The 24,506-nt window shown below is 72.4% G+C and carries 26 protein-coding genes; 6 read left to right on the top strand and 20 right to left on the bottom strand.

Translation table 11 applies throughout. The features are described 5' to 3' along the window. Positions 1 to 162: 162 nt before the first annotated feature. Both E1291_RS07580 and E1291_RS07575 read left to right on the top strand, forming a co-directional pair. Positions 163 to 900 carry an SDR family NAD(P)-dependent oxidoreductase gene (locus E1291_RS07580; protein ID WP_131737015.1) on the top strand — a complete coding sequence of 246 codons (738 nt, stop codon included), beginning with the start codon at positions 163 to 165 and terminating at the stop codon, positions 898 to 900. After that, a complete protein-coding gene (locus tag E1291_RS07575; RefSeq protein ID WP_131737014.1) occupies positions 900 to 1,757 on the top strand; it encodes an LLM class flavin-dependent oxidoreductase in 858 nt (285 codons plus the stop codon). Before E1291_RS07580 ends, E1291_RS07575 begins: the two co-directional genes overlap by 1 nt. An 88-nt stretch (positions 1,758 to 1,845) precedes the next feature. On the opposite strand, the gene E1291_RS07570 is transcribed toward E1291_RS07575, so the two are convergent. Then, entirely contained in the window at positions 1,846 to 2,610 is a 765-nt protein-coding gene (locus E1291_RS07570; RefSeq protein ID WP_131737013.1) for an SDR family NAD(P)-dependent oxidoreductase, read from the bottom strand. Positions 2,611 to 2,638: 28 nt separating this feature from the next. After that, positions 2,639 to 3,340, bottom strand: a complete 702-nt coding sequence (locus E1291_RS07565; protein WP_131737012.1) for an SDR family NAD(P)-dependent oxidoreductase — start codon at positions 3,338 to 3,340, stop codon at positions 2,639 to 2,641. A gap of 225 nt (positions 3,341 to 3,565) precedes the next feature. On the opposite strand from E1291_RS07565, the gene E1291_RS07560 reads away from it, so the two are divergent. Further along, entirely contained in the window at positions 3,566 to 4,888 is a 1,323-nt protein-coding gene (locus tag E1291_RS07560) for a cation:proton antiporter (protein ID WP_131737011.1), read from the top strand. Positions 4,889 to 4,976: 88 nt separating this feature from the next. Here the strand turns inward: E1291_RS07560 and E1291_RS07555 are convergent, their stop codons facing one another. The 7 genes from E1291_RS07555 to E1291_RS07525 all read right to left on the bottom strand — a co-directional run bounded on the left by E1291_RS07555 (position 4,977) and on the right by E1291_RS07525 (position 11,119). Continuing rightward, positions 4,977 to 5,759, bottom strand: coding sequence for an ABC transporter permease (locus tag E1291_RS07555; protein ID WP_131737010.1), 783 nt, complete (start codon positions 5,757 to 5,759; stop codon positions 4,977 to 4,979). Next, a complete protein-coding gene (locus E1291_RS07550) occupies positions 5,756 to 6,730 on the bottom strand; it encodes an ABC transporter ATP-binding protein (RefSeq protein WP_131737009.1) in 975 nt (324 codons plus the stop codon). The genes E1291_RS07555 and E1291_RS07550 overlap by 4 nt, the downstream gene beginning before the upstream one ends. Before the next feature lie 167 nt (positions 6,731 to 6,897). Further along, a complete protein-coding gene (locus E1291_RS07545; RefSeq protein ID WP_131737008.1) occupies positions 6,898 to 7,536 on the bottom strand; it encodes a PadR family transcriptional regulator in 639 nt (212 codons plus the stop codon). Between the two features lie 197 nt (positions 7,537 to 7,733). Next, on the bottom strand, positions 7,734 to 8,192 hold the full coding sequence (locus E1291_RS07540; protein WP_131737007.1) for an anthrone oxygenase family protein: 459 nt from the start codon (positions 8,190 to 8,192) through the stop codon (positions 7,734 to 7,736). A gap of 25 nt (positions 8,193 to 8,217) precedes the next feature. Then, positions 8,218 to 9,429, bottom strand: coding sequence for a ketosynthase chain-length factor (locus E1291_RS07535; RefSeq protein ID WP_131737006.1), 1,212 nt, complete (start codon positions 9,427 to 9,429; stop codon positions 8,218 to 8,220). Next, positions 9,426 to 10,697 carry a beta-ketoacyl-[acyl-carrier-protein] synthase family protein gene (locus E1291_RS07530; RefSeq protein ID WP_131737005.1) on the bottom strand — a complete coding sequence of 424 codons (1,272 nt, stop codon included), beginning with the start codon at positions 10,695 to 10,697 and terminating at the stop codon, positions 9,426 to 9,428. The genes E1291_RS07535 and E1291_RS07530 overlap by 4 nt, the downstream gene beginning before the upstream one ends. 2 nt (positions 10,698 to 10,699) lie before the next feature. Further along, positions 10,700 to 11,119: a cupin domain-containing protein gene (locus E1291_RS07525; protein ID WP_131737004.1), complete on the bottom strand. Its 420-nt coding sequence runs from the start codon at positions 11,117 to 11,119 to the stop codon at positions 10,700 to 10,702. A gap of 206 nt (positions 11,120 to 11,325) precedes the next feature. Here E1291_RS07525 and E1291_RS07520 point away from each other — a divergent pair, with 206 nt between their 5' ends. Both E1291_RS07520 and E1291_RS07515 read left to right on the top strand, forming a co-directional pair. Next, on the top strand, positions 11,326 to 11,868 hold the full coding sequence (locus E1291_RS07520; RefSeq protein ID WP_165494998.1) for a flavin reductase family protein: 543 nt from the start codon (positions 11,326 to 11,328) through the stop codon (positions 11,866 to 11,868). A gap of 59 nt (positions 11,869 to 11,927) precedes the next feature. Further along, positions 11,928 to 12,995, top strand: a complete 1,068-nt coding sequence (locus tag E1291_RS07515) for a methyltransferase (protein WP_131737002.1) — start codon at positions 11,928 to 11,930, stop codon at positions 12,993 to 12,995. A gap of 64 nt (positions 12,996 to 13,059) precedes the next feature. Here the strand turns inward: E1291_RS07515 and E1291_RS07510 are convergent, their stop codons facing one another. From E1291_RS07510 to E1291_RS07490, 5 genes are read right to left on the bottom strand one after another with little or no spacing between them, the layout of a single operon-like run. After that, positions 13,060 to 13,470, bottom strand: coding sequence for an ester cyclase (locus tag E1291_RS07510; RefSeq protein ID WP_131737001.1), 411 nt, complete (start codon positions 13,468 to 13,470; stop codon positions 13,060 to 13,062). Continuing rightward, complete coding sequence (locus tag E1291_RS07505) at positions 13,467 to 13,961, bottom strand: cupin domain-containing protein (RefSeq protein ID WP_131737000.1); 495 nt, start codon at positions 13,959 to 13,961, stop codon at positions 13,467 to 13,469. Before E1291_RS07505 ends, E1291_RS07510 begins: the two co-directional genes overlap by 4 nt. Positions 13,962 to 13,991: 30 nt before the next feature. Continuing rightward, positions 13,992 to 15,647, bottom strand: coding sequence for an NAD(P)/FAD-dependent oxidoreductase (locus E1291_RS07500; protein ID WP_131736999.1), 1,656 nt, complete (start codon positions 15,645 to 15,647; stop codon positions 13,992 to 13,994). Positions 15,648 to 15,706: 59 nt separating this feature from the next. Then, positions 15,707 to 16,498, bottom strand: coding sequence for an SDR family NAD(P)-dependent oxidoreductase (locus E1291_RS07495; RefSeq protein ID WP_131736998.1), 792 nt, complete (start codon positions 16,496 to 16,498; stop codon positions 15,707 to 15,709). A gap of 2 nt (positions 16,499 to 16,500) precedes the next feature. Then, complete coding sequence (locus E1291_RS07490) at positions 16,501 to 17,451, bottom strand: oxidoreductase (protein ID WP_131736997.1); 951 nt, start codon at positions 17,449 to 17,451, stop codon at positions 16,501 to 16,503. A 180-nt stretch (positions 17,452 to 17,631) separates the two neighbouring features. On the opposite strand from E1291_RS07490, the gene E1291_RS07485 reads away from it, so the two are divergent. Next, positions 17,632 to 18,108: an ester cyclase gene (locus tag E1291_RS07485; RefSeq protein ID WP_131736996.1), complete on the top strand. Its 477-nt coding sequence runs from the start codon at positions 17,632 to 17,634 to the stop codon at positions 18,106 to 18,108. 9 nt (positions 18,109 to 18,117) lie between these two features. On the opposite strand, the gene E1291_RS07480 is transcribed toward E1291_RS07485, so the two are convergent. The 6 genes from E1291_RS07480 to E1291_RS07455 form a co-directional block, all read right to left on the bottom strand. Further along, on the bottom strand, positions 18,118 to 18,759 hold the full coding sequence (locus E1291_RS07480; RefSeq protein ID WP_131736995.1) for a hemerythrin domain-containing protein: 642 nt from the start codon (positions 18,757 to 18,759) through the stop codon (positions 18,118 to 18,120). 15 nt (positions 18,760 to 18,774) lie between these two features. Further along, positions 18,775 to 19,737 (bottom strand): questin oxidase family protein, encoded by a 963-nt coding sequence (locus E1291_RS07475; RefSeq protein WP_131736994.1) that lies wholly within the window; start codon positions 19,735 to 19,737, stop codon positions 18,775 to 18,777. Continuing rightward, positions 19,734 to 20,552 (bottom strand): methyltransferase domain-containing protein, encoded by an 819-nt coding sequence (locus E1291_RS07470; protein ID WP_131736993.1) that lies wholly within the window; start codon positions 20,550 to 20,552, stop codon positions 19,734 to 19,736. Before E1291_RS07470 ends, E1291_RS07475 begins: the two co-directional genes overlap by 4 nt. A 7-nt stretch (positions 20,553 to 20,559) precedes the next feature. Continuing rightward, entirely contained in the window at positions 20,560 to 22,653 is a 2,094-nt protein-coding gene (locus E1291_RS07465) for an MMPL family transporter (RefSeq protein WP_131736992.1), read from the bottom strand. A 139-nt stretch (positions 22,654 to 22,792) separates the two neighbouring features. After that, positions 22,793 to 23,254, bottom strand: a complete 462-nt coding sequence (locus E1291_RS07460; protein WP_131736991.1) for an anthrone oxygenase family protein — start codon at positions 23,252 to 23,254, stop codon at positions 22,793 to 22,795. Next, positions 23,254 to 24,438, bottom strand: a complete 1,185-nt coding sequence (locus E1291_RS07455) for an FAD-dependent monooxygenase (RefSeq protein WP_131736990.1) — start codon at positions 24,436 to 24,438, stop codon at positions 23,254 to 23,256. Before E1291_RS07455 ends, E1291_RS07460 begins: the two co-directional genes overlap by 1 nt. Positions 24,439 to 24,506: the final 68 nt, after the last annotated feature.

Below are 24,506 nucleotides of genomic sequence, written 5' to 3'. Positions count from 1 at the left end.
CTGCGCCGCCGCGTCCTGCGCGCCGCGGGGCCGCAGGCGACCAGGCTCGCAGCGGGGCGGCGGGGACGGCTCGCGACCGGATCGAGCGCGCCGAGCGAGGCTCCAGCCCGCCGCGAGCGGGCGGCGGAATCGTCGGCGGCGACGTCGTCGAGGGAGGAAACCGTGGATCTTGGACTGGCCGGCAAACGCGTCCTGGTCACCGGCGGCACCCGCGGGATCGGCCGGGAGACCGTGCTCTCGTTCGCCCGGTCCGGGGCCCGCGTCGTGGCCTGCCACCGGACGCCGGGCGAGGACGCGGCGAGCCTGGCCCGCGAGCTGAAGGCGCTCGGCGAGGACCACCGCGTGGTCCAGGCCGACGTGACCGACGGCGAGCAGGTCGCGGCGCTCGCCGCGGCGTGCCGCGAGGCGCTCGGCGGTCTCGACGTGGTGGTGAACAACGTGGGCGTCGACGCCCGCTCGCCGCTGCCCGAGCTGACCGCGCAGGAGTTCACCCGTGTCCTCGAAGTCAACCTGACCAGCAGCTTCTCGGTGATCCAGGCCGCGCTGCCGCTGCTGTCGGACCGAGGCTCCATCATCAGCATCGGCGCGGTCGCCGGATACCGGGGCCGACCGGAGAGCGCGCACTACGGGGCGTCCAAGACGGCGCTGACCGGGCTGACCCGCTCGCTGGCCAAGGAGGTCGGCAAGCGCGGCATCCGGGTCAACATCGTCGCGCCCGGCGTGATCGTGACCGAGCCGGGCGGCGGCCCGCCGCCGCCGGTCGCCGACATCATCCGCGGCATGACCGCGCTCGGCGCCCTCGGCGCGAACGAGGACGTGGCCGCCGCGGTGCTGTTCCTCGCCAGCGACGCCGCCAAGTACATCACCGGCGCCACCATCAACGTCGACGGCGGCATCTGATGGATTTCGGCATCGGGCTCCCGACCTGGATCCCCGGCACGCCGGGCGGCGAGCTGCTCGCCTGGGCGCGGCGCGCCGAGGACCTCGGGTTCTCCTCGCTGGGCACCCTGGACCGGCTGGTGTACGACGGCTACGAGCCGCTGACCGCGCTCGCCGCCGCCGCCGGCGCGACGAGCCGGATCCGGCTGGCCACCACCATCCTCATCGCCGCCTACCGGGGCGACCGGGCGCTGCTGGTCAAGCAGCTCGGCAGCCTCGACCGGCTGTCGGGCGGGCGGCTGACGATCGGGGTCGCCGCCGGCGGGCGGGCCGACGACTTCGAGGCCAACGGCGTCCCCTACGCGGGACGGGGCCGCCGGCTCGACGCCCTGCTCGGCGAGTTGCGCGGGTTCTTCGACGGGACGGCGGAGGGGCCGGTGCCCGGCCCGCGTCCCATCGGCGGCCGCCCGCCGCTGCTGGTCGGCGGGCACACCGACGCGGCGATGGAGCGGGCCGCCGCCCATGGCGACGGCTGGATCGCCGGCGGCAGCTCGGCCGCCGCGTACGGCGACCTGGCCGCCCGCGCCCGCAAGGCGTGGACCGCGGCGGGCCGCTCCGGCGAGCCGCGGCTGGTCGCCATCGCCTACGTGGCGCTCGGGCCGGGGGCCGCCGAGCGCGCCGCGGGATACCTGGCCGACTACTACGCCTTCATCGGCTGGAAGGCCGAGATGGCGGTGAAGGCCGTCATCACCGACGAGGGCCGGCTCCGCGAGTTCGTCGACGGCTACCGCGAGGTGGGCTGCGACGAGCTGATCCTCTTCCCCTGCGTCCAGGAGCCCTCCCAGGCGGACCTGATCGCCCGCACCGTCGGGCTGTGACCCGGCGTCCCTGACGCACGGCACCTCGGAACGCCGAGAACGCCCCCGGCCCTTTCGGGCCGGGGGCGTTCTCCGTCTCCGCGCCCCGTCAGACGACCTTGAGGAGCCCGGCGTCGATGGACAGGTCCGCGCCGGTCACGCTCGGGATCCGGCCGGACGCCAGCAGCACCACCAGCGCCGCGATCTCCGTGGGCTCCACCATCGCGCCGGTGGCCAGCCCGACCTTGGCGGGCACCGAGTCGACGAACTCCTCCGGCGTCATCCCGGCCTGCTTCGCCAGCGCCGGCCTCGTCCAGATCCGGGTGCGCACCGGCCCCGGCGAGATCGTGTTGATCCGCACGCCCTTCGGCGCGAACTCCGCCGACAGCGCCTTGCCGAGGTTGGTCAGCGCCGCCTTGGCCGCCGAGTAGTGCGCGAGCTGCGGGTCGGCCAGCCGCCCGTTCGCCGACCCGATGTTGACGATGGCGCCCCGGCGCGCGACGAGGCTCGGCAGCGCCGCCCGGCACGCCCGCACCGTCGTGAACAGGTTGAGCTCGAAGGAGCGCCGCCACACGTCGTCGTCGATGTCGAGGAAGCTCGCCGCCCAGCTGACGCCGCCGCCGACGTTGTTGACCAGGAGGTCGATCTCGCCGAACTCCGCGAGCGCGGCGGCGACCAGCCGGGCCGGCCCGTCCGGCGTGGCGAGGTCGATCTCCAGCGTGTGCTTGGCGGCGGCGCGCAGCTCCGGGCCGACGGTGCGGGCACCGCCGAACACCTGCGCCCCCGCCGCGGTGAGCGCCTCGGCCACGGCCAGCCCGATCCCCGCGCCCGCGCCGGTGACCACGGCCTTCTTGCCGGACAGTTCCAGTTCCATGCGGTCTCCTGTTCCCGCGCCGCCGGGGTCAGCCCCGGCCGCGCTGCTCGGTGAGGAATCCTCCGGTCGGTGCGTCGTCGGGGAGCGTCGCGGCGTCGGCGACGAACGGGGCCACCTCGTCCGGCGTGCGCTGCTGCGTCGGCATCATCCGGGTCCGGATCCGTCCCGGGTTCACCGCGTTCACCAGCACCCCCGTCCCGGCGGTCTGCGCGGCCAGCATCGAGGTGAGGCCGTTGAGCGCGCTCTTGGAGATGGAGTAGCCCGGGGTCTTGGGGAACAGCCGGCCGCCGAACTCCGCGGTGGTGCCGCTGGAGACGATCACGACCCGGCCCCAGCCGCGCTCGGTCATGCCCGGCACGAACGCCTGCGCGACCCGCCACGTCCCGAGCAGGTTCACCTGGAGCGTCTGGTCCACCAGGTCCATCGGGACGGTCAGCGGGTCGGTGCCCGCGTCCAGCAGCACCCCGGCGTTGCACACCAGCACGTCGACCGGGCCGGCCTCCGCCGCGACCTGCTTCGGCCCGGACGGGTCGGTGACGTCTAGCGCGTACCCCTCGGCGCCGGGGCCGATCGCCGCGGCCGTCTCCCGCGCGAGGTGGGAGTCCCGCGCCGTCACCAGCACCCGCAGCCCGCGCCGGTACAGTTCGGCGGCGACCGCCCGGCCGATGCCCCGGTTGGCCCCGGTGATCAGGGCGGTGCGCGGCCGCGCGGCCGCGTTCTGGTCGTTCATCCGGACGCCCCTTTCCGTCACCGCGCGCGGCGCGCACGGTGCCCGCATCCTCGCCAGGACGCCTCGACCGCCGCTGGAACATCGGTTGGGGGCGCCCGTAACGGCGGCCCGTCCCGGACCGCGAACCGGCCACGAGCGGACCTCGACCAGCCGCTTCGAACCTCGGGCCCACGACCGGACGGAGCGCGGACGTACCGCGTCCCCGGCTCACCCCACGGAGGCCCGATGCACGATCACATCCTGGCCACGGCAACAACGGACAAGAACCTGGCGCTGACCCTGAAAGTCCTGCCGGCGATCGTCGTCATCCTGATCGTCTCGGGCCTGTGCGGGCGCCTGGCCCTCCGGCTCTGGCAGCCGCGCGTGCTCGGCGAGATGGTCGCGGGCGTCCTGCTCGGCCCGACCCTGTTCGGATGGCTGTTCCCGGACGCGCAGGCGAAGGTCTTCCCGCCCGAGGTGAAGCCGATCCTCTACGTCCTGAGCACCCTCGGCCTCACGCTGTACATGTTCCTCGTCGGCGCCGGCATGGACCACGGCGGCTCGGGGCCCAAGCAGCCGCCGAGCCGGCCGGCACTGCTGTCGATCTCGGGCATCCTGCCCGCGCTGCTGCTCGGCGGCGCCACCGGCTACCTGTTCTACGGCACCCTGTCGGGCGACGGCGTCGACCGGTGGTTCTTCGCCACCTACCTGGGCGGCGCCCTGTCGATCACCGCGTTCCCGATGCTGGCGCGCATCCTCTACGAGCGCGGGCTGGAGAACTCGCCGATCGGCAGGCTGACGCTCCTGGCGGGCGGGATCGACGACGCGGTGGCCTGGTGCCTGCTGGCCGTCCTGACCGCGATCCACAACGACGCCGGCCCCGGCGACGCCGTCCGCACGATCGCGCTGGCGGTCCTGTTCGTCGTCGCGATGCTGACCGTCGTGTCCCGGGGCCTGCGGATCTTCGGCCGGCACGTGCTGCGGGCCGGGGAGGTCACGCCCGGCGCGATGTACGTGATCGTGCTGGTGCCGGTGGTCGCGGGCTGGCTCACCGACTGGATCGGGATCTACTCGGTCTTCGGCGGCTTCATCGCGGGCCTGTCCATGCCGCGGGACCCCGAGTTCCGCAGGCTGGTGCACGGCCGGATGATGGACGTGGTGTCCACCCTCCTGTTGCCGATCTTCTTCACCTTCTCCGGGCTCAACACCAAGCTGGACGGCCTCGGCGGCGGCATGACGCTGCTGGCGTTCGCGGCGATCCTCACCGCCGGGTTCATCGGCAAGTTCGCCGGATGCTCGCTCGCCATGCGCTCGATCGGCTTCGGCTGGCGGGAGTCCAACGCGGTGGGCGCGTTAATGAACGCCCGCGGGCTGATGATCCTCATCTTCATCAACATCGGGCTGGCCCAGGGCATGATCGACCAGCGCGTGTTCTCGATGCTGGTGCTGGTCGCCGTCATCACCACGGCGGCGGCGCTGCCGCTCTACCTGTGGGCGCTGCCGCAGCGCCTGGAGGCGGACCAGCGTCAGAAGACGGCCGACGAGGAGGAGGCGCTCGCGCCGGCCTGACCCGCACGCCCCGCGCCGCACGCGGAAGGGCCCCGGGAACCGCTCGGCGGGCGGTCCCGGGGCCTGGCGGGTCAGGGGCGGGGGACGGTCACACCTGCCGCTGGTAGACGCGCAGCGCCAGCGTGGACAGCCAGAAGGAGGCGAGGGCGATGGCCAGCAGCCCGCAGCCGCGGCCGAGGACGTCGTCCCACTCGACGTCCTCGCTGATCGACTGCCGGCCGATCTCGACGAGCCAGTTCACCGGGTTGACCGTGGCGACGGCGCTCATCCAGGCCGGCATCTCCTCGCGCGGGACGAAGATCTCCGACAGGAACGCCAGCGGCAGCACCATGAACTGGGCGATGGCGACCACCGTCTGGTGGCTGCGGGTGATCAGGCCGAGCGCGTTCGACAGTGACGCGAACGCGATCGTGCACAGCGTCATGGCGGCGAGGAACGCCAGCAGGATGAGGATCCCGCCGTGGAAGCGCGCTCCGCACGACACCCCGATCAGCAGCACGAACACCGCCTGCGCGAGGACGACGATGGCCTGCTGCGCGAGCCGTCCCGCGATCAGCGCCCAACGCCGGACGGGGGTGACCAGGAACCGGTTGAGCAGGCCCTGCTCCATCTCGGTCACGAGGACCACCCCGCTCCAGCCACTGGCGAACACCGCGGTCAGGGCGACGACGCCGGGGGTCAGGAAGACGGTGTAGGAGCCGGTGGCGGCGGTTCCCGGGGTGGTCTCCATCAGGGGGGTGAACAACTGGCCGAACAGCAGGAGCCAGAGCATCGGCTGGACCAGGGCGGCCACGACGTAGGTCGGCTGGCGGAGGGTGCTGCGCAGGTCACGGACCGTCATGTGGTACAGCTGGGCGGCGCCTTCCCTCATCGGCTCGGAGCCTCCTGCACGCTGCGCAGCGTCCGTCCGGCGTGCTGCCGGTAGACGTCCCCGATCGTCGGGGCCGACAGCGTCAGCGACACCACGTGGACCCCCGCCGACTCCAGCGCGGCGACCAGGTACGGCGCGCTGACCGCGCCGCGCTGCACCCGCGCGCTGAGGCCGCAGCCGGCGACCATGATGTCGCCCACGCCCTCCACGCACGCCAGGGCCTTGCGGACCTTCGACTCGCCGGGCGGCTCGACCAGCTCCACGCGCAGCGCGTCCCCGCCGGCCTCGCTCTTGAGCTGGCTGGGCGTGCCCATCGCGACGATCCTTCCCCGGTCCAGGATGGCCAGGGTGTCGGCGAGTTCCTCCACCTCCTCCAGATAGTGGGTGGACAGCACGACGGTGATGCCGACGGCCGCCATCCCGAAGATCTCGGCCCACAGCTCGGTCCGCGTCTCGGGGTCCAGCCCGGTCGTCGGCTCGTCCAGGAACAGCACGTGCGGCTCGTGCACCAGGCCGAGGGCGACGTCCAGCCGGCGGCGCATCCCGCCGGAGAAGGTCCGGATCGGCCGGTCGGCGCACTCCCCCAGCCCGAACCGCTCCAGCAGGAGGTCGACCTGGGTGCGCAGCCGCCGCCCGCCCAGCCCGTACAGGCGGCCCTGGAGGGTCAGGCTCTCCCGGCTCGTCGCGGACGGGTCGCCGCCGCCCTGCTGGGCGACGCAGCCGATCACGCGCCGGGCCAGCACCGGCTCCTTGACGACGTCGACGCCGGCCACCCGGACGGTCCCGGAGCCGGGCCGGGTGAGCGTCGTGAGGATCTTGATGATGGTGGACTTGCCCGCGCCGTTCGGCCCGAGGAGGCCGAAGACGGTACCGCTCCGCACCGTGAAGGAGACCCCCTCCACGGCGCGGACGCCATTGGAATAGGTCTTGGTCACGTCCTCGACCTCGATGGCGAGGCTCTCAGTGGTCATCAGCGCACTCCCACGGATGTCATGTGTCCTTGGATCGTGCTCATGAGAGGCGATCGGGCATACGCTGGAAAAAGGGAGCACCACCGTTCTCCGATCGCCGCCGTCCGGCATCGATCAAGGGATCGGGGCCCCGGCGGGTGCACCACCACCCGCCGGGCCCCGCCTATTCAGAGCATGCTCTCCTCTTCTTCGGCGAACCCGCGCTCGGCGATCACACTGGCGTGCCATCGCCGCCATGCTTCGAGGTCCTCGTAGGAACCCCCCTCGAACTCCGCGATGAGCCCGCGCACCCAGCAGTGCTCGGCGCGCAGCAGCGCCTCGTGGTACTCGGTCTCGATGATGAACAGCCGCCGCAGGCCGGTCTCGCGCATCTGCTCCATGAACGCCCGCACCTCGGCGATCCGGACGTCCAGCGCCTTCACCCGCTCCTCCAGCAGCCCGACGACCTCCTCGGGGAGCAGCACCGGCATCAGGGACAGACCCGACTCGAACTCCGGGTACTCCTTGGCCGGCGTGCGCAGGATCTCGCTGAGCCACTCCTTGAGCTCCGCGCGCCCGGACACGGTCAGCGCGTACACGGTGCGCTCGGGGCGGCGGCCTTCGCGGAAGGTGTCGACGGGCTCGATGAACCCGGCGCGAGAAAGGGCGTCCACGACCGTGTAGAGCGATCCATAGTTCATCCGGACGCTTTGTTCCTTACCGCGCGCCTTGAGCATCGCGGCCAGTTCGTACGGGTGCATCGACCGCTCGAAGAGCGCGGCGAGCACCGCCAACGCGAGCGGATTGGAGACTTTTCGCTTGGCCATTGAACTCCCCGCCAACGGATACTCTTCCACGAGTATACGAACCCGGTGATTCAATTACCAGATGACCATCCGTCAAAGACGTGTCGAGACCGGCCGGACAGCGAAAACGTCCAGCACCGCCATCGATGATGGTGATGCTGGACGTTAATTTATGTAATATCGGGCGGGCCGAATCAAGGGGAGCCGGCCCGCCCGGGTCAGACGACCAGGACCATCGCGGCGGCCAGGTTGACCGCCAGCGCCGAGCACGCCAGCGCCGAGCGGATCGCGTTCCACCGGCGCCACCTGCTGCGCCGCTCCGGCCAGTCCGCCGGCAGCGACGCCGGGTCCTGCGCCGCCACCCAGTGGTTGATCGGCACGTTCTTGGTGATCGACACCGTGATCACCGACACCATGGCGAGCCCGGCGGCGCCGCCCAGCACCCGGATCCCGGCGCCGGGGCCGGCCGCCACCAGCGCCAGGTCCGACAGGGCGGTCACCAGGATGGTGATCGGCATGAACGGGTCGTACCGGGTCGCCAGGAACCCGTGGGCGTGCACGTACTGCTCACCGGGCAGCGCGAGCAGCAGGGGGACGCCGCCGAGGACGGTCGCGCAGAACACTCCCACCGCGACCGCGTTGCCCATCAGGGCGACCAGCATCAGGACCTCGGACATCGCTCTCCTCCGGTTTTCCGCTTCCTCAGGCGATCGCGCGGACCACCAATGCCGAGTTGAACCCCCCGTAGCCGCGGGCGACGACCAGCGCGCACCGCACCGGCGCCTCGCGCGGGGCGTCCAGGACGAGGTCGAGCCCGTCCGGCGCGGTCCGCACGGCCACCGTCGGAGGGATCACCGAGTCCCTGACCGCCAGCAGCGCCGTCACGGTGTCCAGCGACGCCCCGCCCGCGTACAGCCGACCGGTCATGGTCTTCGGCGCGGTCACCGGCACGCCGCGCGGCCCGAACACCGCCGTGAGCGCCTCCACCTCGACCCGGTCGAGCTCCGGCACGCCCATCGCGTCGGCGAACACGACGTCCACGTCACCCGGCGCGACACCGGCGTCGGCGAGCGCGTTCTCGATCGCCCGGCGCAGCGCCGGCGGACGGTCCGAGCCGGGCGGCGGGTCGAAGGTGACCCCGTACCCGGCGATCTCGCCGTAGATCCGCGGGGCGCCGCGGCGCGCGGCGTGCCCGGCGTCCTCGACGATCAGCAGCGCGCCGCCCTCCCCCGGCACGTAACCGGCGGCCTCCGGGTCGAACGGGACGTAGGCCCGCTCGGGGTCGGGGCTGACGCTGAGCCGGCCCGAGCTGAGCTGGGCGACCAGCCCGTACGGGCAGAGCGAGGCGTCGGCGCCGCCGCTCACCGCGACCCGCGTGCCGTCGCGCAGCAGCCGCCGGGCGTGCGCCAGCGCGTCCAGCCCGCCCGCCTGCTCGGTCGCGATGACGCCGCAGGGGCCGCGCATGCCGTGCCGGATGGAGATCTGCCCGGTGGTCGCCGCGTAGAACCAGGCGATCGACTGGTAGGCGCCGACGAAGCCCGGCCCGCGGCCCCACAGGTTCACCATCTCCCGCTGGCCGAACTCGGTGCCGCCCGACGAGGCGGCGGTGACCACCGCCATCTCGTACTCGTTCAGCTCCGCCGGGTCCACCTCGGCGTCCGACAGCGCGAGCTGCGCCGCCGCGAGGCCCATGTGGGTCCAGTGGTCGGTCTGCGGGATGACGCGGCTCGGCACGTGCTCGGCCGCCGTGAAGCCGCGGACCTCGCCCGCCAGCCGCACCGGGTAGGACGAGGAGTCGAACCGGGTGATCGGCCCGAGCCCGCGCCGGCCCGCCAGCGTCGCCCGCCAGTGCTCCTCGGCGCCGAGACCGAGCGGCGTGACGGCGCCGAGGCCGGTGACGACGGGCCCGCTCACGCGGCCTCCCCGGGCCGGGCCAGCAGCATGGCGGTCTGGAACCCGCCGAAGCCGCTGCCGACGCTGAGCACGACGTCGGTGCGGTGGTCGCGCGCCGTGATCGGCACGTAGTCCAGGTCGCACTCGGGGTCGGGGGTGCGCAGGTTCGCCGTCGGCGGCACCACGTTGTGCTCGATCGCGAGCGCGCTCGCGGCCACCTCGATGGAGCCGATCGCGCCCAGCGAATGCCCGATCATCGACTTGATCGAGCTGACCGGCACCTCGTAGGCGCGCCGCCCGAGGCTGCGCTTGAACGCCGCCGTCTCGTGCCGGTCGTTCTGCTTGGTGCCCGACCCGTGGGCGTTGATGTAGTCGATGTCCTCGGGGTTCAGCCCGGCCCGTTCCATCGCGACCCTGATGGCCTCGGCCATCTCACGGCCGTCCGGCTTGAGGCCGGTCATGTGGAAGGCGTTGCTCCGGCTGGCGAACCCGGCGACCTCGGCGTAGACGTGCGCGCCGCGGGCCCGCGCCGCCGACAGCTCCTCCAGCACGAACACCGCCGAGCCCTCGCCGAGGACGAACCCGTCCCGGTCGCGGTCGAACGGCCGCGAGGCGTGCTCGGCGTCGGCGTTGTTCGGCGTCGTCGCCTTGATCGCGTCGAAGCAGCCGGAGGTGATCGGCGAGATCGGCGCGTCGGTGGCACCGGCGATCATGATGTCGGCGCTGCCCTCGCGGATGAGCTGCGCGCCGTGCGCGACGGCGTCCAGCCCGGAGGTGCAGCCGGTGGAGATCAGCGACACCGGCCCCTCGGCGGCGGCCCGCCAGGCCACCTCCACGGCCAGCGTGCTCGGCACCATGTAGCCGTACAGCTGGGGGACGCCGTACTCGTGGTCGACCTCCCACATCCGGCCGCCGTCGCTGAGGACGATGTACTCCTGCTCCAGGCCCATCGTGCAGCCGACCGCGCTGCCGAGGCTGACCCCGATCCGGTCCGGCCGCAGCGCGCCGCGCTCCAGCCCGCTGTCGGCGATCGCCTCGTCGGCGGCCACCGAGCCGAGCTGCGCGGCGCGGTCCATCCGGCGGATCTCCTGGGGCGTGAGCCCGTGCGCCGCGGGGTCGAAGTCGCACTCGGCGGCCACCCGCGACCGGAACCCGGTCGGGTCGAACAGGGAGATGGTGCGCGTCGCCGTCCGGCCGGCGGTGAGCATGCCCCAGAAGTTCTTGGTGCCGATGCCGCCGGGGGCCACGACACCGATCCCGGTGATGACGACCCTGCGTTCCTCGCTCATGGTCAGCCGACCTTCGGTGCGATCTCGTCGGGGTGCGGCAGCGGCTCGGTGTCGACGTGGCCGAGGTCGGGCCGCGGCGCCAGCGGGCTCAGGTGGAAGATGACGAACGCCCGCTCGGCGCCGTCGTTCTCCAGCCGGTGCCGGTCGTTGATGGGCACCATGAGCGAGTCGCCCGGCCCGAGCCGGACGGTCTCCTCCTCGACCCTCATGAGCAGCGAGCCCCGCACGACGTAGAGGAACTCCTCCGAGTACGGGTGCCGGTGCTCGGAGACGAACTCACCGGGCTCGAGCGTCAGCTCTCCCATGAAGCCGGAGGTGGACTTGACGGTCTTGGGGCTCAGCAGTACGCGGATGTCCCCACCGCGGCGGCGGTTAGGGGTGACATCCGCGGCAGTGACCTTCTGAGCTCGCGCTGTGGACACGAAACGGCTCCTTAACCAGACAGACCCGTGGCGGGATCACCGGACCCACGGTGCGGCCGCCCGCTTGACCGGCGATGCAGAAGCGCTGGACTCGGCCGCTCGAAGGCGCCCGCGGCGGCGCGGCGCGGCCCAAGCCGTCCTCGAGCCGGGCGCCGGACACTGACGCGGACGCACCCGGATATCGACGAACCGGGAACGGGAGGACCATGCGAACCCCTGACCCGCGGACGGTGGACGGCCTGGAACCACGCCGGCTCCGCGCGGCGTTCGGCAGATTCGCCACCGGCGTGGCCGTCGTGACGGCGGCGGGTCCCGGCGGGATCCCCGTCGGGATGACGGTCAACTCCTTCACATCGGTGTCGCTGGACCCGCCCCTGGTGCTGTTCTGCGTCGCCCGGTCGTCCTCCCTGCACCCGGTGTTCACCAAGGCCGGCGCGTTCGCCGTGAACATCCTGCGGGAGGGGCAGCTCGCGCTGTGCTGGCGGTTCGCCGGCCGCGGCCTCGACCGCTTCGACACGCTGGAGCCGCGGCACGGCCGCACCGGCGTGCCGATGCTGCCGAGCGCGCTCGCCGTGTTCGAGTGCGTCGAGCCGCGCGCGGTCCCGGCGGGCGACCACGACGTCGTCATCGGCCGCGTCGCGGCACTGGAGACGGCCCCCGACGACCACGCCGAGCCCCTGGTGTTCTTCGCCGGCGGCTACCGCTCTCTCAACACCGAACTGCAGTGGTGGTCCGCCTGGCACGAGTAGCCGGCCGCGACCCGTCCCGGACGGGCCCGGCCGGGTCCGAGCAGACGAGGAGACCCACGATGACGACCCCCACCCAGGCACCGCCCTTCCCGCCCGCGAAGGTCTACGCGTTAAGCACAGCCTTCTGGCAGACCAAGCTGATCATGACCGCGAGCCAGCTGGGCGTGTTCGAGAAGCTCTCGACCGGCCCGGCGTCGCTGGAGCAGCTCGCCGAGGCGCTGACGCTCCAGCCGACCGCGCTCCACGACTTCCTCGACGCCCTCGTCGCGCTGGAACTGCTCGAACGGGACGGCGGCCGCTACTCCAACAGCGCCGAGGCCGACTTCTACCTGGTGCCGGGCAAGCGCTACTACATGGGCCACTACCTCACGTTCGTCGACAACTTCATGCGCCCCACCTGGGACGGGCTGGACGAGGTCCTGCGCACCGGACGGCCGCAGGCCCCCCAGCCCCCCGAGCGCCCGCAGCCGGAGGCCGCGCCGGGCAAGGAGGGCACGGAGTTCTTCGAGCACACCTACGCCAGCGCCGACCTGCAGCGCATGTTCATGGAGGCGCAGGACTCGCTGAGCAGCGAGATCGCCTGGGAGATCTCGCGGCGGATCGACTGGAGCCGCTGGACGCGGCTGGTCGACCTCGGCGGCGCCCGCGGCAACACCGCCGGGATCCTGCTGCAGGCCCACCCGCACCTCACCGCGACCGTCTTCGACATGCCGCCGATCGAGCCGCTGTTCCACGAGCACATGGAGCGCCTCGGCGTCCACGACCGGGCGGCCTACCAGGGCGGCGACTGGTTCCAGGACCCGCTGCCGGAGGGCGACGCGCTGCTGTGCGGGCACGCGCTGCACAACTGGACGGCCGAGCAGCGCAAGACCGTCATCGGCAAGGCCTACGACGCGGTGCGGCCCGGCGGCGTCTTCATGGTCCACGACCTGATGATCGACGAGGACCGGAACCGGCTGAACCCGTTGATGCTGAGCCTGGCCATGACGCTCAGCGTCGGCGGCTCGGGCTACAAGGCGTCCGAGTGCATCGGCTGGATGCGCGAAGCGGGCTTCACCGACGTCGAAGCGGTCCTCCTCCAGGACTACGACGGTCATACGGTCGTCCTTGGCCATAAGCGGGCTTAAGAGCCTACGAAAAGGATCCGGTTCCGCCACTGTGGCGGAACCGGATCCTTTTCGTTCGGGGCGGTCAGGCGCGCAGTTGTTCGACCATTCCCCATTCGTCGAAGACGTTGACGTCGGCTATGGCGCGGCCGTTGTGGACCGTCCAGATCTGGATGCCGGAGGCGGTCACGGTGCGGCCCGTGGGCGCGATGCCCCGGTACTCGCCCACGTGCCGGCCGGTGGCGGTGAAGTGCGTGACGACCAGGTCGCCCTCGGCGACCTGGAGGTCCACGGTGATGGCGAGACCCGCGAACGCCGCGCGGACGCCGCTCACGCTGCGCCGCGGCCCGTCGGGGCCGACGCGCCGCCCGCGCAGCGTGAACCCGGGCGCGAACACCTCCCCGGCCAGGTCGAGGTCGCCGCCGCCCCAGCCCTCCTGCAGCCACCGCCGGGCCAGCGCCTTGTTCGCCTCGGTGCCCGCCCCCGGGCCGGTCACGGCCGCGTGCCCGGCCGCACGCCCGGCGGCGGGCCCACCTGCTCCAGTCCCTCGACGTGGTAGCGCGCCGCCAGCTCGATCATGTCGGGCGGCGAGGGCGGCACGCCCTTGGCCATGAGGTCGCTCAGCCCCTCGAAGAAGCCCTCCACACCGCCCGGCGTGGCGACCACCAGCAGCTTGCTCGGGCCGTCCGAGACGTTGCGGAACTTGTGCGGCACGCCGCGCGGCCCGTACACCAGCCGGCCCGCGGGCGCGTCGTGTTCCTCGTCGCCGAGGACGATCGAGTAGCGGCCCTCGATGACGTAGAACGCCTCGTCCTCGGCCTCGTGGATGTGCAGCGGCGGCCCGCCGCCGGGGGACGTGGTCACCTCGAAGAAGCTGTAGAGGCCGCCGGTGTCCTCGCCGCGCAGCAGGAACCGTCCCTCCTCGCCCATCCAGCGGACCGGCTCGACGTCGTCACGCGTGACGACCTTGCCTGGGGTGTGCGTCATGTCCTCGCCCTCTCGGAGGTCCGCGCCCGGTCAGCCGATCTTCTTGCGGCGCAGCGCGGCGCGCCCCATGGCCTCGACCGTGCCGGCCGCGAGCTCCCGCGCCGCCGGCGGGCCGTCCTTGATCGCCCAGGTCATGAACCGGGCGAGGTCCATCGTGGTCGGGTGCAGGTTGTGGTTCGAGGGGTCCTTGTAGCCGAACGCGGCGGGCGGCAGGTCGGAGTCCAGGACCATGCGCAGGATCCGCTCGGCGGCGTCGTCCGCCGACACCTCGCCCACCTCGAACTTCTCGACCGTCTCCACCATCGCGTCCCACATGGCCTTGGTCTCCGGCTCGTCCGGCCACCAGAACCCGGTGTTGGGGGCCTTCTCCAGGTCACGGTAGACCTGGTCGTCGCCGTTGAGGTTGTAGTGGAGCTGCGCCCGGCTGAGCCGCATCGCCCCGTAGTTGGAGCTGAAGCCCCAGACCCTGAAGATCGCGTCCCACAGCTTGAAGTGCGGGAACGCCAGGAGCGAGGTGTTGCACAGGTCGTCGTTGTAGGACAGCAGACCCTGCTGCAGCCGCTCGACGTACTCGTAGCGCTCCTCGGAGAAGTCGTCGTCCTTCAGGGACTCCAGGATCCGCCACGCGACCGCGTCGATGACCTCGACCGTGTTGGACATGCCGCGGGAGAACAGCGGGTCGATGAAGCCCGCCGCGTGCGACATCAGGCACCAGCGGCGGCCCACCGTCTTCTTCGACGAGTACTGCACCCGTCCGGTCGACACCCACTCCCGGACGCGGCGCGCCCCGCGGAAGTGCCGCTTGACGGCGGGGAACTTGTCGACGAAGGAGAAGAACTCCTCCTCGGGCGTCATGTCGGCCGGCTTCGGATGCACGCGCGTGTCGAGGACGAGGCCCACGCTGCACAGCGGGTTCGTCGACTTCTTGCGGTTGTCGAACGGGATGATCCAGAAGAAGCCGCGGTCGAAGGTGTGGTGCAGCGTCCCGTCGTGCCAGCGCAGCGGCGGGCGCTGCTCCTTCGGCCAGTCCACCATGTGGTCGAAGGGCGGGACGTCGACCATGTGCGTGAACAGCGACCGGGTGCTGGTCTTGAACCGGCAGGGGTCGTCGCGCAGGTCCAGCTTGTCGGCGATCGGCGAGCGGAAGCCGCTGCCGTCCACCACGTACCGGGCCTCGATGACCTCGCCGTTCTGGCCCGTCACCGTCACGCCGTCATCGCGGAGGTCGATGTCGGCCACCCGCCAGTTCTGCCGCGGGACGCAGCCGTACTTGATCGCGACGTGGAACATGTAGGAGTCGCTGTCCTGGCGGAAGATGTGCGTCGCCTTGTACAGCGCCTTCGGCACGCCCGCCAGGATCGTCTCGCGCGGGTCGGGCTCCTCGCCCTCGCGGTGCGACACGAACGCGAAGTGCCGCTTGATCCCGAACGTGGTGCCGATCTCCTTGTCCACCCGGTCGATGCTCTCCAGCGTAGTGATCTCCGGCACCTTGTACCGGGCGGCGAGCATCTGCAGCCGGACGAGGAAGTGCGGGATCGTCGACTCTCCCACGGCGAAGCGCGGGTGCGTCACGCCGTCGACCAGGACGACCTTCGCACCGCCCCTGGCCAGGATCGCGCCGAGCATCGAGCCCGCCATCCCCGATCCGATGATCAGCACATCGCAGTTGGTTGCCTTGTCTAACATCAGCCCTCTTCTCCCGTCGCGGTTGAAGGACGAACGAGGCGGCCCGGCGCGCGGGCCCCTCACACCAGCGCGGTCCCGCCGTCGACCATGAGATAGGCGCCGGTCATGTACTCGGAGGAGTCCGCCGCGAGGAAGGCGATGACCTCGGCGACGTCCTCGGGGACGCCGTTGCGGCGGATCGCGGCGCGCTGGGCGTTGGCGCGCAGCGCGGGCTCGGGCAGCCCGTCGGCGACCCGGGTGAGGATCAGGCCGGGGGCCACCCCGTTGACGCGGACGCCGTGCTGGCCGACCTCCTGGGCGAGGGTCTTGACCGCCGCCTCCACCCCCGCCTTGGCCATCGAGAGCGGCAGGAACCCCGCCGCCGGGGTGCGCGACAGCGCCGCGCCGACCGCTACGATCGACCCGCGGCCCCGCTCCAGCATCTCGGGCAGCACGGCGTCGACCGGGGCGAGCAGCGCGTGCAGCTGCCGCTGGACGGTCCGCTCGACCACCTCGATCGGGGTGGCCGCGAACGGGGCGAACCTGACGTCCTCGGCGTACAGCCCGGTCGCGTTGAGCACCAGCACGTCGATGGGCCCGAGCTCGGCCCGGGTCCGCTCGACCATCGCCCGCACCTGCTCGGCGTCGGTCACGTCGGCCTGGACGGCCAGCGCGCGGCCGCCCGCCGCCTTGATCGACTCGACCATCTCCTTGGCGGCCGCCTCGCCGCGGTGGTAGTTCACCGCGATCGCGGCGCCGCGGGCCGCCAGCGTCCAGGCGGTCGCCGCGCCGATCCCGCTGCTCGCGCCCGTCACGAGGGCGACCCGGCCGTGGAAGGTCTGCACCTGGGGCAGCACCGGCACCAGTTCCATGGTCAGGATCCCTTCGTCTCGGACAGGGCGGTCTCGGCGTAGGACACCCCGGTGAGCCGCTCCGAGACGTCCCACAGCCGCAGGGCCAGCTCGGGGTCGTGGATCTTCACGGGGGTGGAGACCTTCCCGGTGCGCCCGCGGATCTGGGCCGGGCCGGTCGGCCCGTAGCAGGCCCCCGGGATCACGTCCGGGGCGGTCGCCGCGTACAGCGTCGGCAGCGCCCCGGTCGCCGTCGGCTTGGCGAACAGCAGCGTGGGGATCTTGAAGAACAGCTCCTGGAACCGGCTGCCCTCCATCCGCGGGCCGGTGTACTGCAGGTCGCTGACCGCGAAGCCGGGGTGCGCCGACACCCCCGACAGCCCGCGCCCCGAATAGCGGCGCGACAGTTCCCGGGAGAACACGAGATTGGCCAGTTTCGCCTGGTTGTAGGCGTTGAACTTGTCGTAGGCCCGCTCGCCCTGCAGATTGTCGAAGTCGATGGTGCCCATCCTGTTGACGATCCAGGTGCTCAGGCTGACGACCCGGGCACCGGGACGGTTGAGCAGCAGCGGCAGCAACCGGCCGGTCAGTGCGAAATGGCCGAGGTAGTTGACGCCGAACTGGGTCTCGAAACCATCGGCGGTGAGCACCCTCGGGATGCCGAGGATGCCGGCGTTGTTGACCAGGATGTCCAGGCCGGGACGGGCCGCTCCGTACTCGCCGGCGAATCGCTCGACCGAGGCGAGGTCGGCCAGGTCCAGCACGGCGAGGGAGACCTCGGCGTCCGGCGCCGCGCGCCGTATCCCCTCCAGCGCGGCGTTGCCGCGTTCCCGGTTACGGCAGGCCAGGGTGACGTCCGCGCCGTGGCGGGCGAGCTCCAGGGCCGTGTGGAAGCCCAGGTTCTTGTTCGCACCGGTGACGATCGCCGTCTTTCCCGACAGATCAGGTATGTCGGCCGCGGTCCACGTGGCCATCTTCGGCTCCCTCCGACGCTCCGGGGGCCCTCCGGGGCGCCCCAGTCAGTGTCGCGTGGCCGGATAAAACGGAGACTAAGCACCGGAAAGTTGGTCCGAAAATCGACCTTGACAGCAATATGCGCGCTGGCTAGCCTCAAATTGACTGACAAATTCCCCGGAGCGGTGGAAGGATTCCGCATGGCCGAGAAAAGCAAAGAAGAACGCAACAAGGAAATCCTTGTAAAATCCCTGGACATTCTCCGGGGAAAGGTCGATCCCGAGGTCGCGCAGTCGCTGTACACCGCCGACTATGACGACCACAGCGGCGCCCCGCAGCGCGGGCCGGCCCGGGTGCTGGCGGTGCGCGAGCAGGCTCGCGCCGCCTTTCCCGACCTCGACTACGACATCGAGGAGGTCATCGCCGAGGGGGACATCGTCGCCTTCCGGATGGTGATGAAGGGGACCCACAAGGGCCCGCTGCCCGGGTCGGGGCTGCCGGGCACCGGCAAGCAGGTCCAGGTGCGGCAGCTGCACATGGTCCGGTTCGAGGGAGAGCGGATCGCCGAGCACTGGGCGGTCCGCGACGACCTCGGGATGATGCAGCAGCTCGGCGTCATCCCCGGGCCGGGCGGCCCCGGCGGCCGCCCGCCGGGACCGCCCGCCGCCGGTCGGTGACGGCGGCGGTCAGCGACCGCCGTGCCAGCGTGGCTGCCTCGCGTAGCGGGGCAGCCACACCTTGGCGTACAGCAGCCGCAGCGGCGGCGGGACGCGGGTCAGCACCGCGGCCCGGTCCGCCGGATCCGCCTCGCCGATCAGCCAGGGGAAGAACTCCGGCGCCGACTTCAGCGCCGCCAGCCCGTTGCCGCGCATGTCGACCATGACCTTGTCCCAGGCCGCCGCGGACATCGCGACCCGCACCAGCGGCAGCGCCTCCCGTTCCTCGTGCCGGAGATGGGCGGCGACCTCGTCGCCGAACGCGACCGCCGCCGCGGCCATCGCCCCGGCGTCGCCCTTGGCGAGAGCCGTGTCCACGGCGGCGATCAGCGGGTCGATCCGGCCGTGCTCGGCCTCCATCGCCGCGAGGACCGCGAGACCGTCCGGGTCGCCGCCCAGCCCGGCCCGCATCCGCGGCCACATGTGCTTGTCCTCGCCCTCGTGGTGGCTGGTCAGCATGGCCTTGAGCGTGGTCCAGCCGAGCCCCACCGCGGCCCGGCCGCGGGCGTCGCCCGGGTCCAGCCGTTCGGCGGCGTCCCCCAGATGGCGCAGGTCGCGGCGGAGCGCGTTGTGCGTGACCTGCATGATCGTCATGTCGTAGTCGGCGGCCATGGCGGTCGTCCCCCCTCAGACGGTGAAATTCGCGATCAGCGTGTGCGCGGCGGCGCGGTAGCGGTCGTCGGGCCGCAACGCGTCCTCGCGCAGGCACGCCTCGGTGAGCTTGATGGCGTGCTCCTCCCCCAGCTCCACCGACCGCGCGACGAGCAGCTCGCCGGCCGGCGGGAGGTACCCCTCCGCCGCCGCCGGGCCGGTGCCCGGCGTCACGGGGAACGCCTTCCAGACGGCCTCGGCGACCGTGACGACGGCGGCGTAGGAGCTCAGCTGGAGCTCGGCCGGCAGGACCGGCAGCACCAGCCGCAGCGCGGCGGGCGCGGTGACGGTGTGCACCAGCGGGATCGGTGGGTAGGGCGCCGTCTCGGCGTACCGTCCGGCGTGCAGCGCGGTCAGCTCGCTGAGCGCGGCGGGGATGTCCGCCGCCGACTCCACCCGCGGTCCCTCGGCGCGCAGCCGCCGCGGCAGGACGGTGTAGCGCCCCGCCCAGTACGCCAGCCCGCGGGCCAGCTCGTTGAGCTGGAGCGCGCTGGGCTCCGGGACGGTGCGCAGCGCGCGGACGGCGTGCGCGGTCCGGATCAGGCCGTGGGTGAACGCCGACAGCGCGCCCTCCATGAGGACGGGCCACCACTCCACCAGCACCTCGCGCCAGGGCCGCTCGGCGAGCCGCCGTTCGAAGTACCCGACCCAGTCGGCGACCCGGCGGTAGTCGCCGAGCGCCGCCAGGCGTGCCCGCGCCGGGTCGTCGGGCAGCGGCTCGCCCGCGGCGGGCGGCACGTGGTGGCCGCGCTGCTTCCGGTTGACCTCGATCCACCGGGGGACGTCGTCGTGCAGGCCGAGGGTCGCCATCGTCTCGGCGACCATCGGCGCGTGCACCGCGAAGTCGGGACCGAACTCGAACCCGACCTCCCAGAGGCGGTCCAGCGCGTCGTCGACGCAGTCGGCGTATCGGCCCGCCTCGCGGGCGGCGGCCGTCATTCGGACCGCCGCCCCTCGGCCAGCACCATCGCGCCGTACATCTGGAACCCGCCCTGCGTGTCGCGCAGGGCGGCCTCCTCGCGCATGGCGCGGGCGCGGTCCGCCGGGATCACGCCGAGCTCGCCGGCGCGGCGCAGCGCGCCGACCAGCCCGGTGAGCCCGTCCGCCGCCGCGACTCCCCGCAGGACCACCGGCATGACGGTGACCTCGACGTCGCACAGCCCGGCGGCGCCGAGCAGCCCGTGCAGCCGGCGCCCGATCCACGGGTTGCGGATGTGGTCGAACCACCAGGTCAGGACGGTGCGCGCGGCCTCGATGTCGGTCAGGTCCGGCGCCCACATGCCGTGGTCGGGATCGGCGACCAGCACGCGTCCGCCGGGCCGGGTGACCCGCAGCATCTCCCGGACGGCCCCGGCGGGGTCCGCCAGGTGCTGCACCATCCGCTCGGACCGGCACACGTCGAACGAGGCGTCCGGGAAGGGCAGCGCGTGCGCGGAGGCCACCTGGAACGAGGCGGCCGCGCCCGCCGCCAGGCTCCGCGCGATGGCGCCCGCGACCGCCTCCTCGTTCACGTCGACGCCGACCGCCGCCCCGGTGGGGCCGACGTGCCGGGCGATCTCCAGCACGTCGGTGCCGTTCCCGCAGCCCACGTCCAGCACGCGCCGCCCGGGGGCGGGCGCGAGCCTGCGCAGGATCTCGGCCTTCACCGCGGCCAGCGAGCCGGCCGCCCGGTCGAGGTACCGCTCGGCGGACTGGCCGAGCAAGGTGGAGGTGTCGCCCGGTTCGCCGTGGAAGGCGGCGGTCGCATCGGTCATGGTCGTCTCACGCCCTTTTCTCCGGCTGCAGCGTCCTCCGGCCCGCCGGTGTCCTCTGGATGCCTCGGGCCAGTCCGCTCGGCCACCAGACCCGGTCACCGAAGTCGTAGGTGAGCGCCGGGACCAGCAGCGAGCGGACGATGAAGGTGTCGATCAGCACGCCCGCCGCGATCACGAGGCCCTGTTCGGCGAAGCCGACGACGGGCAGCGTCACCAGCACGCTGAACGTGGCGGCCAGCACCACGCCGGCCGAGGTGATCACGCCGCCGGTGCTGACCAGCGCGGTGAGCGTGCCCTCGTGCGTGCCGTGCCTGGCGCTCTCCTCGCGGACACGGCTCATGAGGAAGATGTTGTAGTCGACCCCGAGCGCCACGAGGAAGACGAAGGCGAGCAGCGGGAGCTGCGGATCCTGGCCCGCCCAGTCGAACCCGTACTCGAACGCGAGCGTGGAGATGCCGAGCGTGGCACCGAACGACAGGGCCACCGTCGCGATGAGCATGAGCGACAGGGTCACCGCGCGCAGGAGCCAGAACAGCACCAGCAGGATGACGACCAGGACCAGCGGGATCACCAGCCAGGAGTCCCGTACGTTGGTGTCGCGCTGGTCGAGCCCGATCGCCGCCGGGCCGCCGACCTTGGCGTCGGCGCCGGGCACGGCGTGCACGCCGGCGCGCAGTTTCTCGACCACCCCGCGCTCGGCGGCCGAGCGCGGCTCGGCCTTCAGCGTGGCGGTGTACTGGACCTTGCCGCCGACGCGGCCGACCTCCTGGACCTGGCCCGCGCCGGACGCGAGCGCCGCGGCCCGGACCGGCTCGGCCTGGGCCGCGTTCGCGATCACCGTGGCCGGGTTGCTGTCCCCGGCCGGGAAGTGCGCCGAGATCAGCGTCTGGCCCCGCTCGGAGTCGGGCGTCTTGGTGAAGTAGGTCTGCTGCGGGACGTTGAAGGCGGTGAGGCCGAGCAGGCCGAGCGCAAGCACACCGGTGGTGACCGTCCAGATCAGGCGCGGGCGGGTCGAGACCAGACCGGCCACACGGTGCCAGATCGCCAGGTGCCTGGTCTCGTCGCCGAGGTGCGGGACCTTCGGCCAGAACACCCAGCGGCCGAAGATGACCAGCAGCGCGGGCAGCAGGGTCAGCATGGCGAACACGGCGGACACGACCGCCAGGATGCCGACGGGGGCGAGCGCCCGGGTGGCGTTCAGGTCGGCGACGCCGAGGCACAGCAGCCCGAGGCCGACCGTCGCGCCGGACGCGATGATCGTCCCGCTGGAGCGGCGCAGCGCCTCCTTCATCGCCTCGTGCCGATCCTCGTGCCGGCCGAGTTCCTCCCGGTATCTGGCGATCAGCAGGAGCGCGTAGTCCGTCCCCGCGCCGTAGATCAGGATGCTCAGCACACCCGCCGACATCGAGTTGATGACGAGATCGGTGTTCTTGATCAGGCCGTAGATGAACGCGCTGCCGAGCTGGTTGGCCACCGCGACCGACAGCAGCGGCAGCAGGAACAGCACCGGGCTGCGGTAGATCAGCAGCAGCAGGACCGCGACGACGACGACCGGGACCAGCAGCAGCGTGGTCTCCATGTCCCGGAAGATCAGGAACTGGTCGGCGTCGCGGCCGGCCGGTCCGGTGACCTTGAGGTCGAGCCCGCCGCCCGGCGTGCCGAGGATGTCGCGGATCTGGTCGACCGAGTCCAGGATGTAGGCGCCCTCCTGCTTGTTGCTGGGGGCGACGAGCGGGACGCTGTAGATCAGCGCCTGGCCGTCCTGGGAGACGACCGGCTGCTCGGGCCGGGCGTTCGGGGTGTACTTGGCGAGCAGCTTGCGCTGGTCGGCCGCCGCGAGCCGCTTGTCGGCCGCGGTCAGCCCGCCCTCGCGCCGGTAGACCATGATCGCGGGATTGACCCGCCCCGCCGGGAACTTCTCCTGGGCCTCGAGGACGGCCGTGGACTCCGCCTTTCCGGGCAGGTAGCCGAGCCGGTCGTTGTCGACGGCGTCGTACACCTTGCCCGCGAAGGGCGCCGCGGCCATGAGGATGACCACCCAGGCCACCAGCACGACCCATTTGGCCCTTCGACCTGCTGGAAACGCCAGGTATCTGGACATCCCTACCTCCCGGTGCGGCAATCTCTGCTCATTGTCTACATGATTACTATCATCATGGCTACCATCCGTACGGAAAGTTCAGGAGAAGAGCACCTAGCCTCCGCCGGCCGGGGCCCGGCCCGCGACCTCGGCCCGGACCTCAGCCCCAGGCCAGGGCGGCTCCGGCGATGGCCGCCGCGAACCCGGCGACCGCGAGCAGCGTGCGCACCCGGTTCGCCGCCGCCCACCGGGCCCGCAGCCCCTGCCAGTCGTCCGGCGGAGCCTGCGGGTCCCAGCGGTCGACGACCCGGTTGAGCTTGACGTTCCAGCCCTCCGACACCACCGCCACCCCGACGACGCACAGTCCGGCGACGGCGAGGGCGACTCGCGGCCACACGCCGCCCGCGAAGATCACCAGGAGAGCGCAGAGCGCCAGCGACACCTTGTTCACCCGAGGCATGAGCGGGTCGAAACGGCGGTCCAGCAGCCGGTGGATCTGGACGTACCGCTCACCGGGCAGCACGGCGACCGCGGGCACGATCGCCATCTCGACCGTGAACAGGACCCCCGCGAGAATGCCAGACAGAAGCAGGAACACCGCGAGCATGACGTCGACGGCCATCAGAAGCGCACGTCCATCATCTGCCGGTAGCTCTGCTTGCGCCCCACCGAGTCGAAGAACGCGCGCATGAACAGGTCGCGCCCGGCGCACAGCGGCCCGCTGCGCCAGCGCCCCATCGCGCCGATCGTCCAGGCGGTCTTCACCATGCCCGCCACCCGCTCCAGCCGCAGGTCCTCCAGGGCGGCCACCGCGGCGGGCACGGAGTCGTGCGACGACAGCAGCCGGACGAGCGCGACCGCGTCCTCGATCGCCTGGCCCGCGCCCTGGCTCAGGTTCAGTGTCATGGGGTGCGCGGCGTCGCCGATGAGCACCACCCGGCCGCGCCCCCAGCCGCCGGCGCGGTCCGGCGGCCGGTCGAAGATGTCGATCGGCAGGATCGCCTCCTCCGCCGTGGACTCCACGATGCGGGGGACGGGATCCGGCCAGTCCCGGTACGCCTCCGCCATCACCTCGCGCCGCGACTTCGCGAGCATGTCGAACGAGGCCCCGACGCTGTCGGCGGTGATGGCGTCCCAGTAGACCTCGTCCTCGTTCAGCCGCATGTAGAGGAAACGGAGCCCGCCCCTCCCCCACAGGTTGAAGAAGGTCCCCGTGGGCACGACGTCCTCGCCCCGCAGCCGCGTGATCGCCTGCCAGGCGGTGTACCCGGCGTACCGCAGCGGCAGGTCGTGCCCCTTGCGCAGCCCCTCGCGGACGGTGGAGCGGATCCCGTCGGCGCCGATGAGGACGTCCGCGCGCAGCTCCGTGCCGTCGTCGAGCAACACGGTGACGCCGTCCGCGTCCTGGGTGAACCCGGCGCAGCGGGCCCCGAGCCGGACCTGGTCGCCCGCCGCGTCCATCAGCAGCGCGTTGAGCTCCGACCGCCGCAGCCCGAGGGCCGGCGCGCCGTGCCGGGCGGCCTCCGGCGCGACGTCCCAGCGGGCGAGCCGCCGGTTCCGATCGGACCGGAACTCGTGGTAAACGATCTCGACGCCGGCCCCGGCGACCGGTTCGTCCAGCTTGAGCTCGCGCAGGGCGAGCACCGCGTTGTGCCAGAGCATGAACCCCCCGCCGGTCAGCAGCCGGTCGGGGGTCGAGCGGCGTTCGAGCACGATGGTCTCGACGCCCGCCCGGCGCAGCCCGACGGCGGCCGTCAGGCCGCCGATCCCGGCGCCGGCGACGATCGCGTTTCGCACGGCAGGCATGCCGATCCCTCCTGTCTCGGACGCCCGGGTCCGCGCGGACCCGGGCCACCCGGGCCGGGACGCCCCGG

It is taken from the genome of Actinomadura roseirufa, assembly GCF_900659635.1.
Lineage (GTDB): Bacteria > Actinomycetota > Actinomycetes > Streptosporangiales > Streptosporangiaceae > Spirillospora > Spirillospora roseirufa.
The sequence above is the reverse complement of the archived record's forward strand: the minus strand, read 5'-3'. Positions and strand labels throughout refer to the sequence as shown.

Bases quoted from the DNA above. Each gene is read 5' to 3' on its own strand.
- E1291_RS07575 (WP_131737014.1), top strand. From the start codon at position 900: ATGGATTTCGGCATCGGGCTCCCGACCTGGATCCCCGGCACGCCGGGC.
- E1291_RS07570 (WP_131737013.1), bottom strand. From the start codon at position 2,610: ATGGAACTGGAACTGTCCGGCAAGAAGGCCGTGGTCACCGGCGCGGGC.
- E1291_RS07565 (WP_131737012.1), bottom strand. From the start codon at position 3,340: ATGAACGACCAGAACGCGGCCGCGCGGCCGCGCACCGCCCTGATCACC.
- E1291_RS07560 (WP_131737011.1), top strand. From the start codon at position 3,566: ATGCACGATCACATCCTGGCCACGGCAACAACGGACAAGAACCTGGCG.
- E1291_RS07555 (WP_131737010.1), bottom strand. From the start codon at position 5,759: ATGAGGGAAGGCGCCGCCCAGCTGTACCACATGACGGTCCGTGACCTG.
- E1291_RS07550 (WP_131737009.1), bottom strand. From the start codon at position 6,730: ATGACCACTGAGAGCCTCGCCATCGAGGTCGAGGACGTGACCAAGACC.
- E1291_RS07545 (WP_131737008.1), bottom strand. From the start codon at position 7,536: ATGGCCAAGCGAAAAGTCTCCAATCCGCTCGCGTTGGCGGTGCTCGCC.
- E1291_RS07540 (WP_131737007.1), bottom strand. From the start codon at position 8,192: ATGTCCGAGGTCCTGATGCTGGTCGCCCTGATGGGCAACGCGGTCGCG.
- E1291_RS07530 (WP_131737005.1), bottom strand. From the start codon at position 10,697: ATGAGCGAGGAACGCAGGGTCGTCATCACCGGGATCGGTGTCGTGGCC.
- E1291_RS07520 (WP_165494998.1), top strand. From the start codon at position 11,326: ATGCGAACCCCTGACCCGCGGACGGTGGACGGCCTGGAACCACGCCGG.
- E1291_RS07515 (WP_131737002.1), top strand. From the start codon at position 11,928: ATGACGACCCCCACCCAGGCACCGCCCTTCCCGCCCGCGAAGGTCTAC.
- E1291_RS07505 (WP_131737000.1), bottom strand. From the start codon at position 13,961: ATGACGCACACCCCAGGCAAGGTCGTCACGCGTGACGACGTCGAGCCG.
- E1291_RS07500 (WP_131736999.1), bottom strand. From the start codon at position 15,647: ATGTTAGACAAGGCAACCAACTGCGATGTGCTGATCATCGGATCGGGG.
- E1291_RS07495 (WP_131736998.1), bottom strand. From the start codon at position 16,498: ATGGAACTGGTGCCGGTGCTGCCCCAGGTGCAGACCTTCCACGGCCGG.
- E1291_RS07490 (WP_131736997.1), bottom strand. From the start codon at position 17,451: ATGGCCACGTGGACCGCGGCCGACATACCTGATCTGTCGGGAAAGACG.
- E1291_RS07485 (WP_131736996.1), top strand. From the start codon at position 17,632: ATGGCCGAGAAAAGCAAAGAAGAACGCAACAAGGAAATCCTTGTAAAA.
- E1291_RS07480 (WP_131736995.1), bottom strand. From the start codon at position 18,759: ATGGCCGCCGACTACGACATGACGATCATGCAGGTCACGCACAACGCG.
- E1291_RS07475 (WP_131736994.1), bottom strand. From the start codon at position 19,737: ATGACGGCCGCCGCCCGCGAGGCGGGCCGATACGCCGACTGCGTCGAC.
- E1291_RS07470 (WP_131736993.1), bottom strand. From the start codon at position 20,552: ATGACCGATGCGACCGCCGCCTTCCACGGCGAACCGGGCGACACCTCC.
- E1291_RS07465 (WP_131736992.1), bottom strand. From the start codon at position 22,653: ATGTCCAGATACCTGGCGTTTCCAGCAGGTCGAAGGGCCAAATGGGTC.
- E1291_RS07460 (WP_131736991.1), bottom strand. From the start codon at position 23,254: ATGGCCGTCGACGTCATGCTCGCGGTGTTCCTGCTTCTGTCTGGCATT.
- E1291_RS07455 (WP_131736990.1), bottom strand. From the start codon at position 24,438: ATGCCTGCCGTGCGAAACGCGATCGTCGCCGGCGCCGGGATCGGCGGC.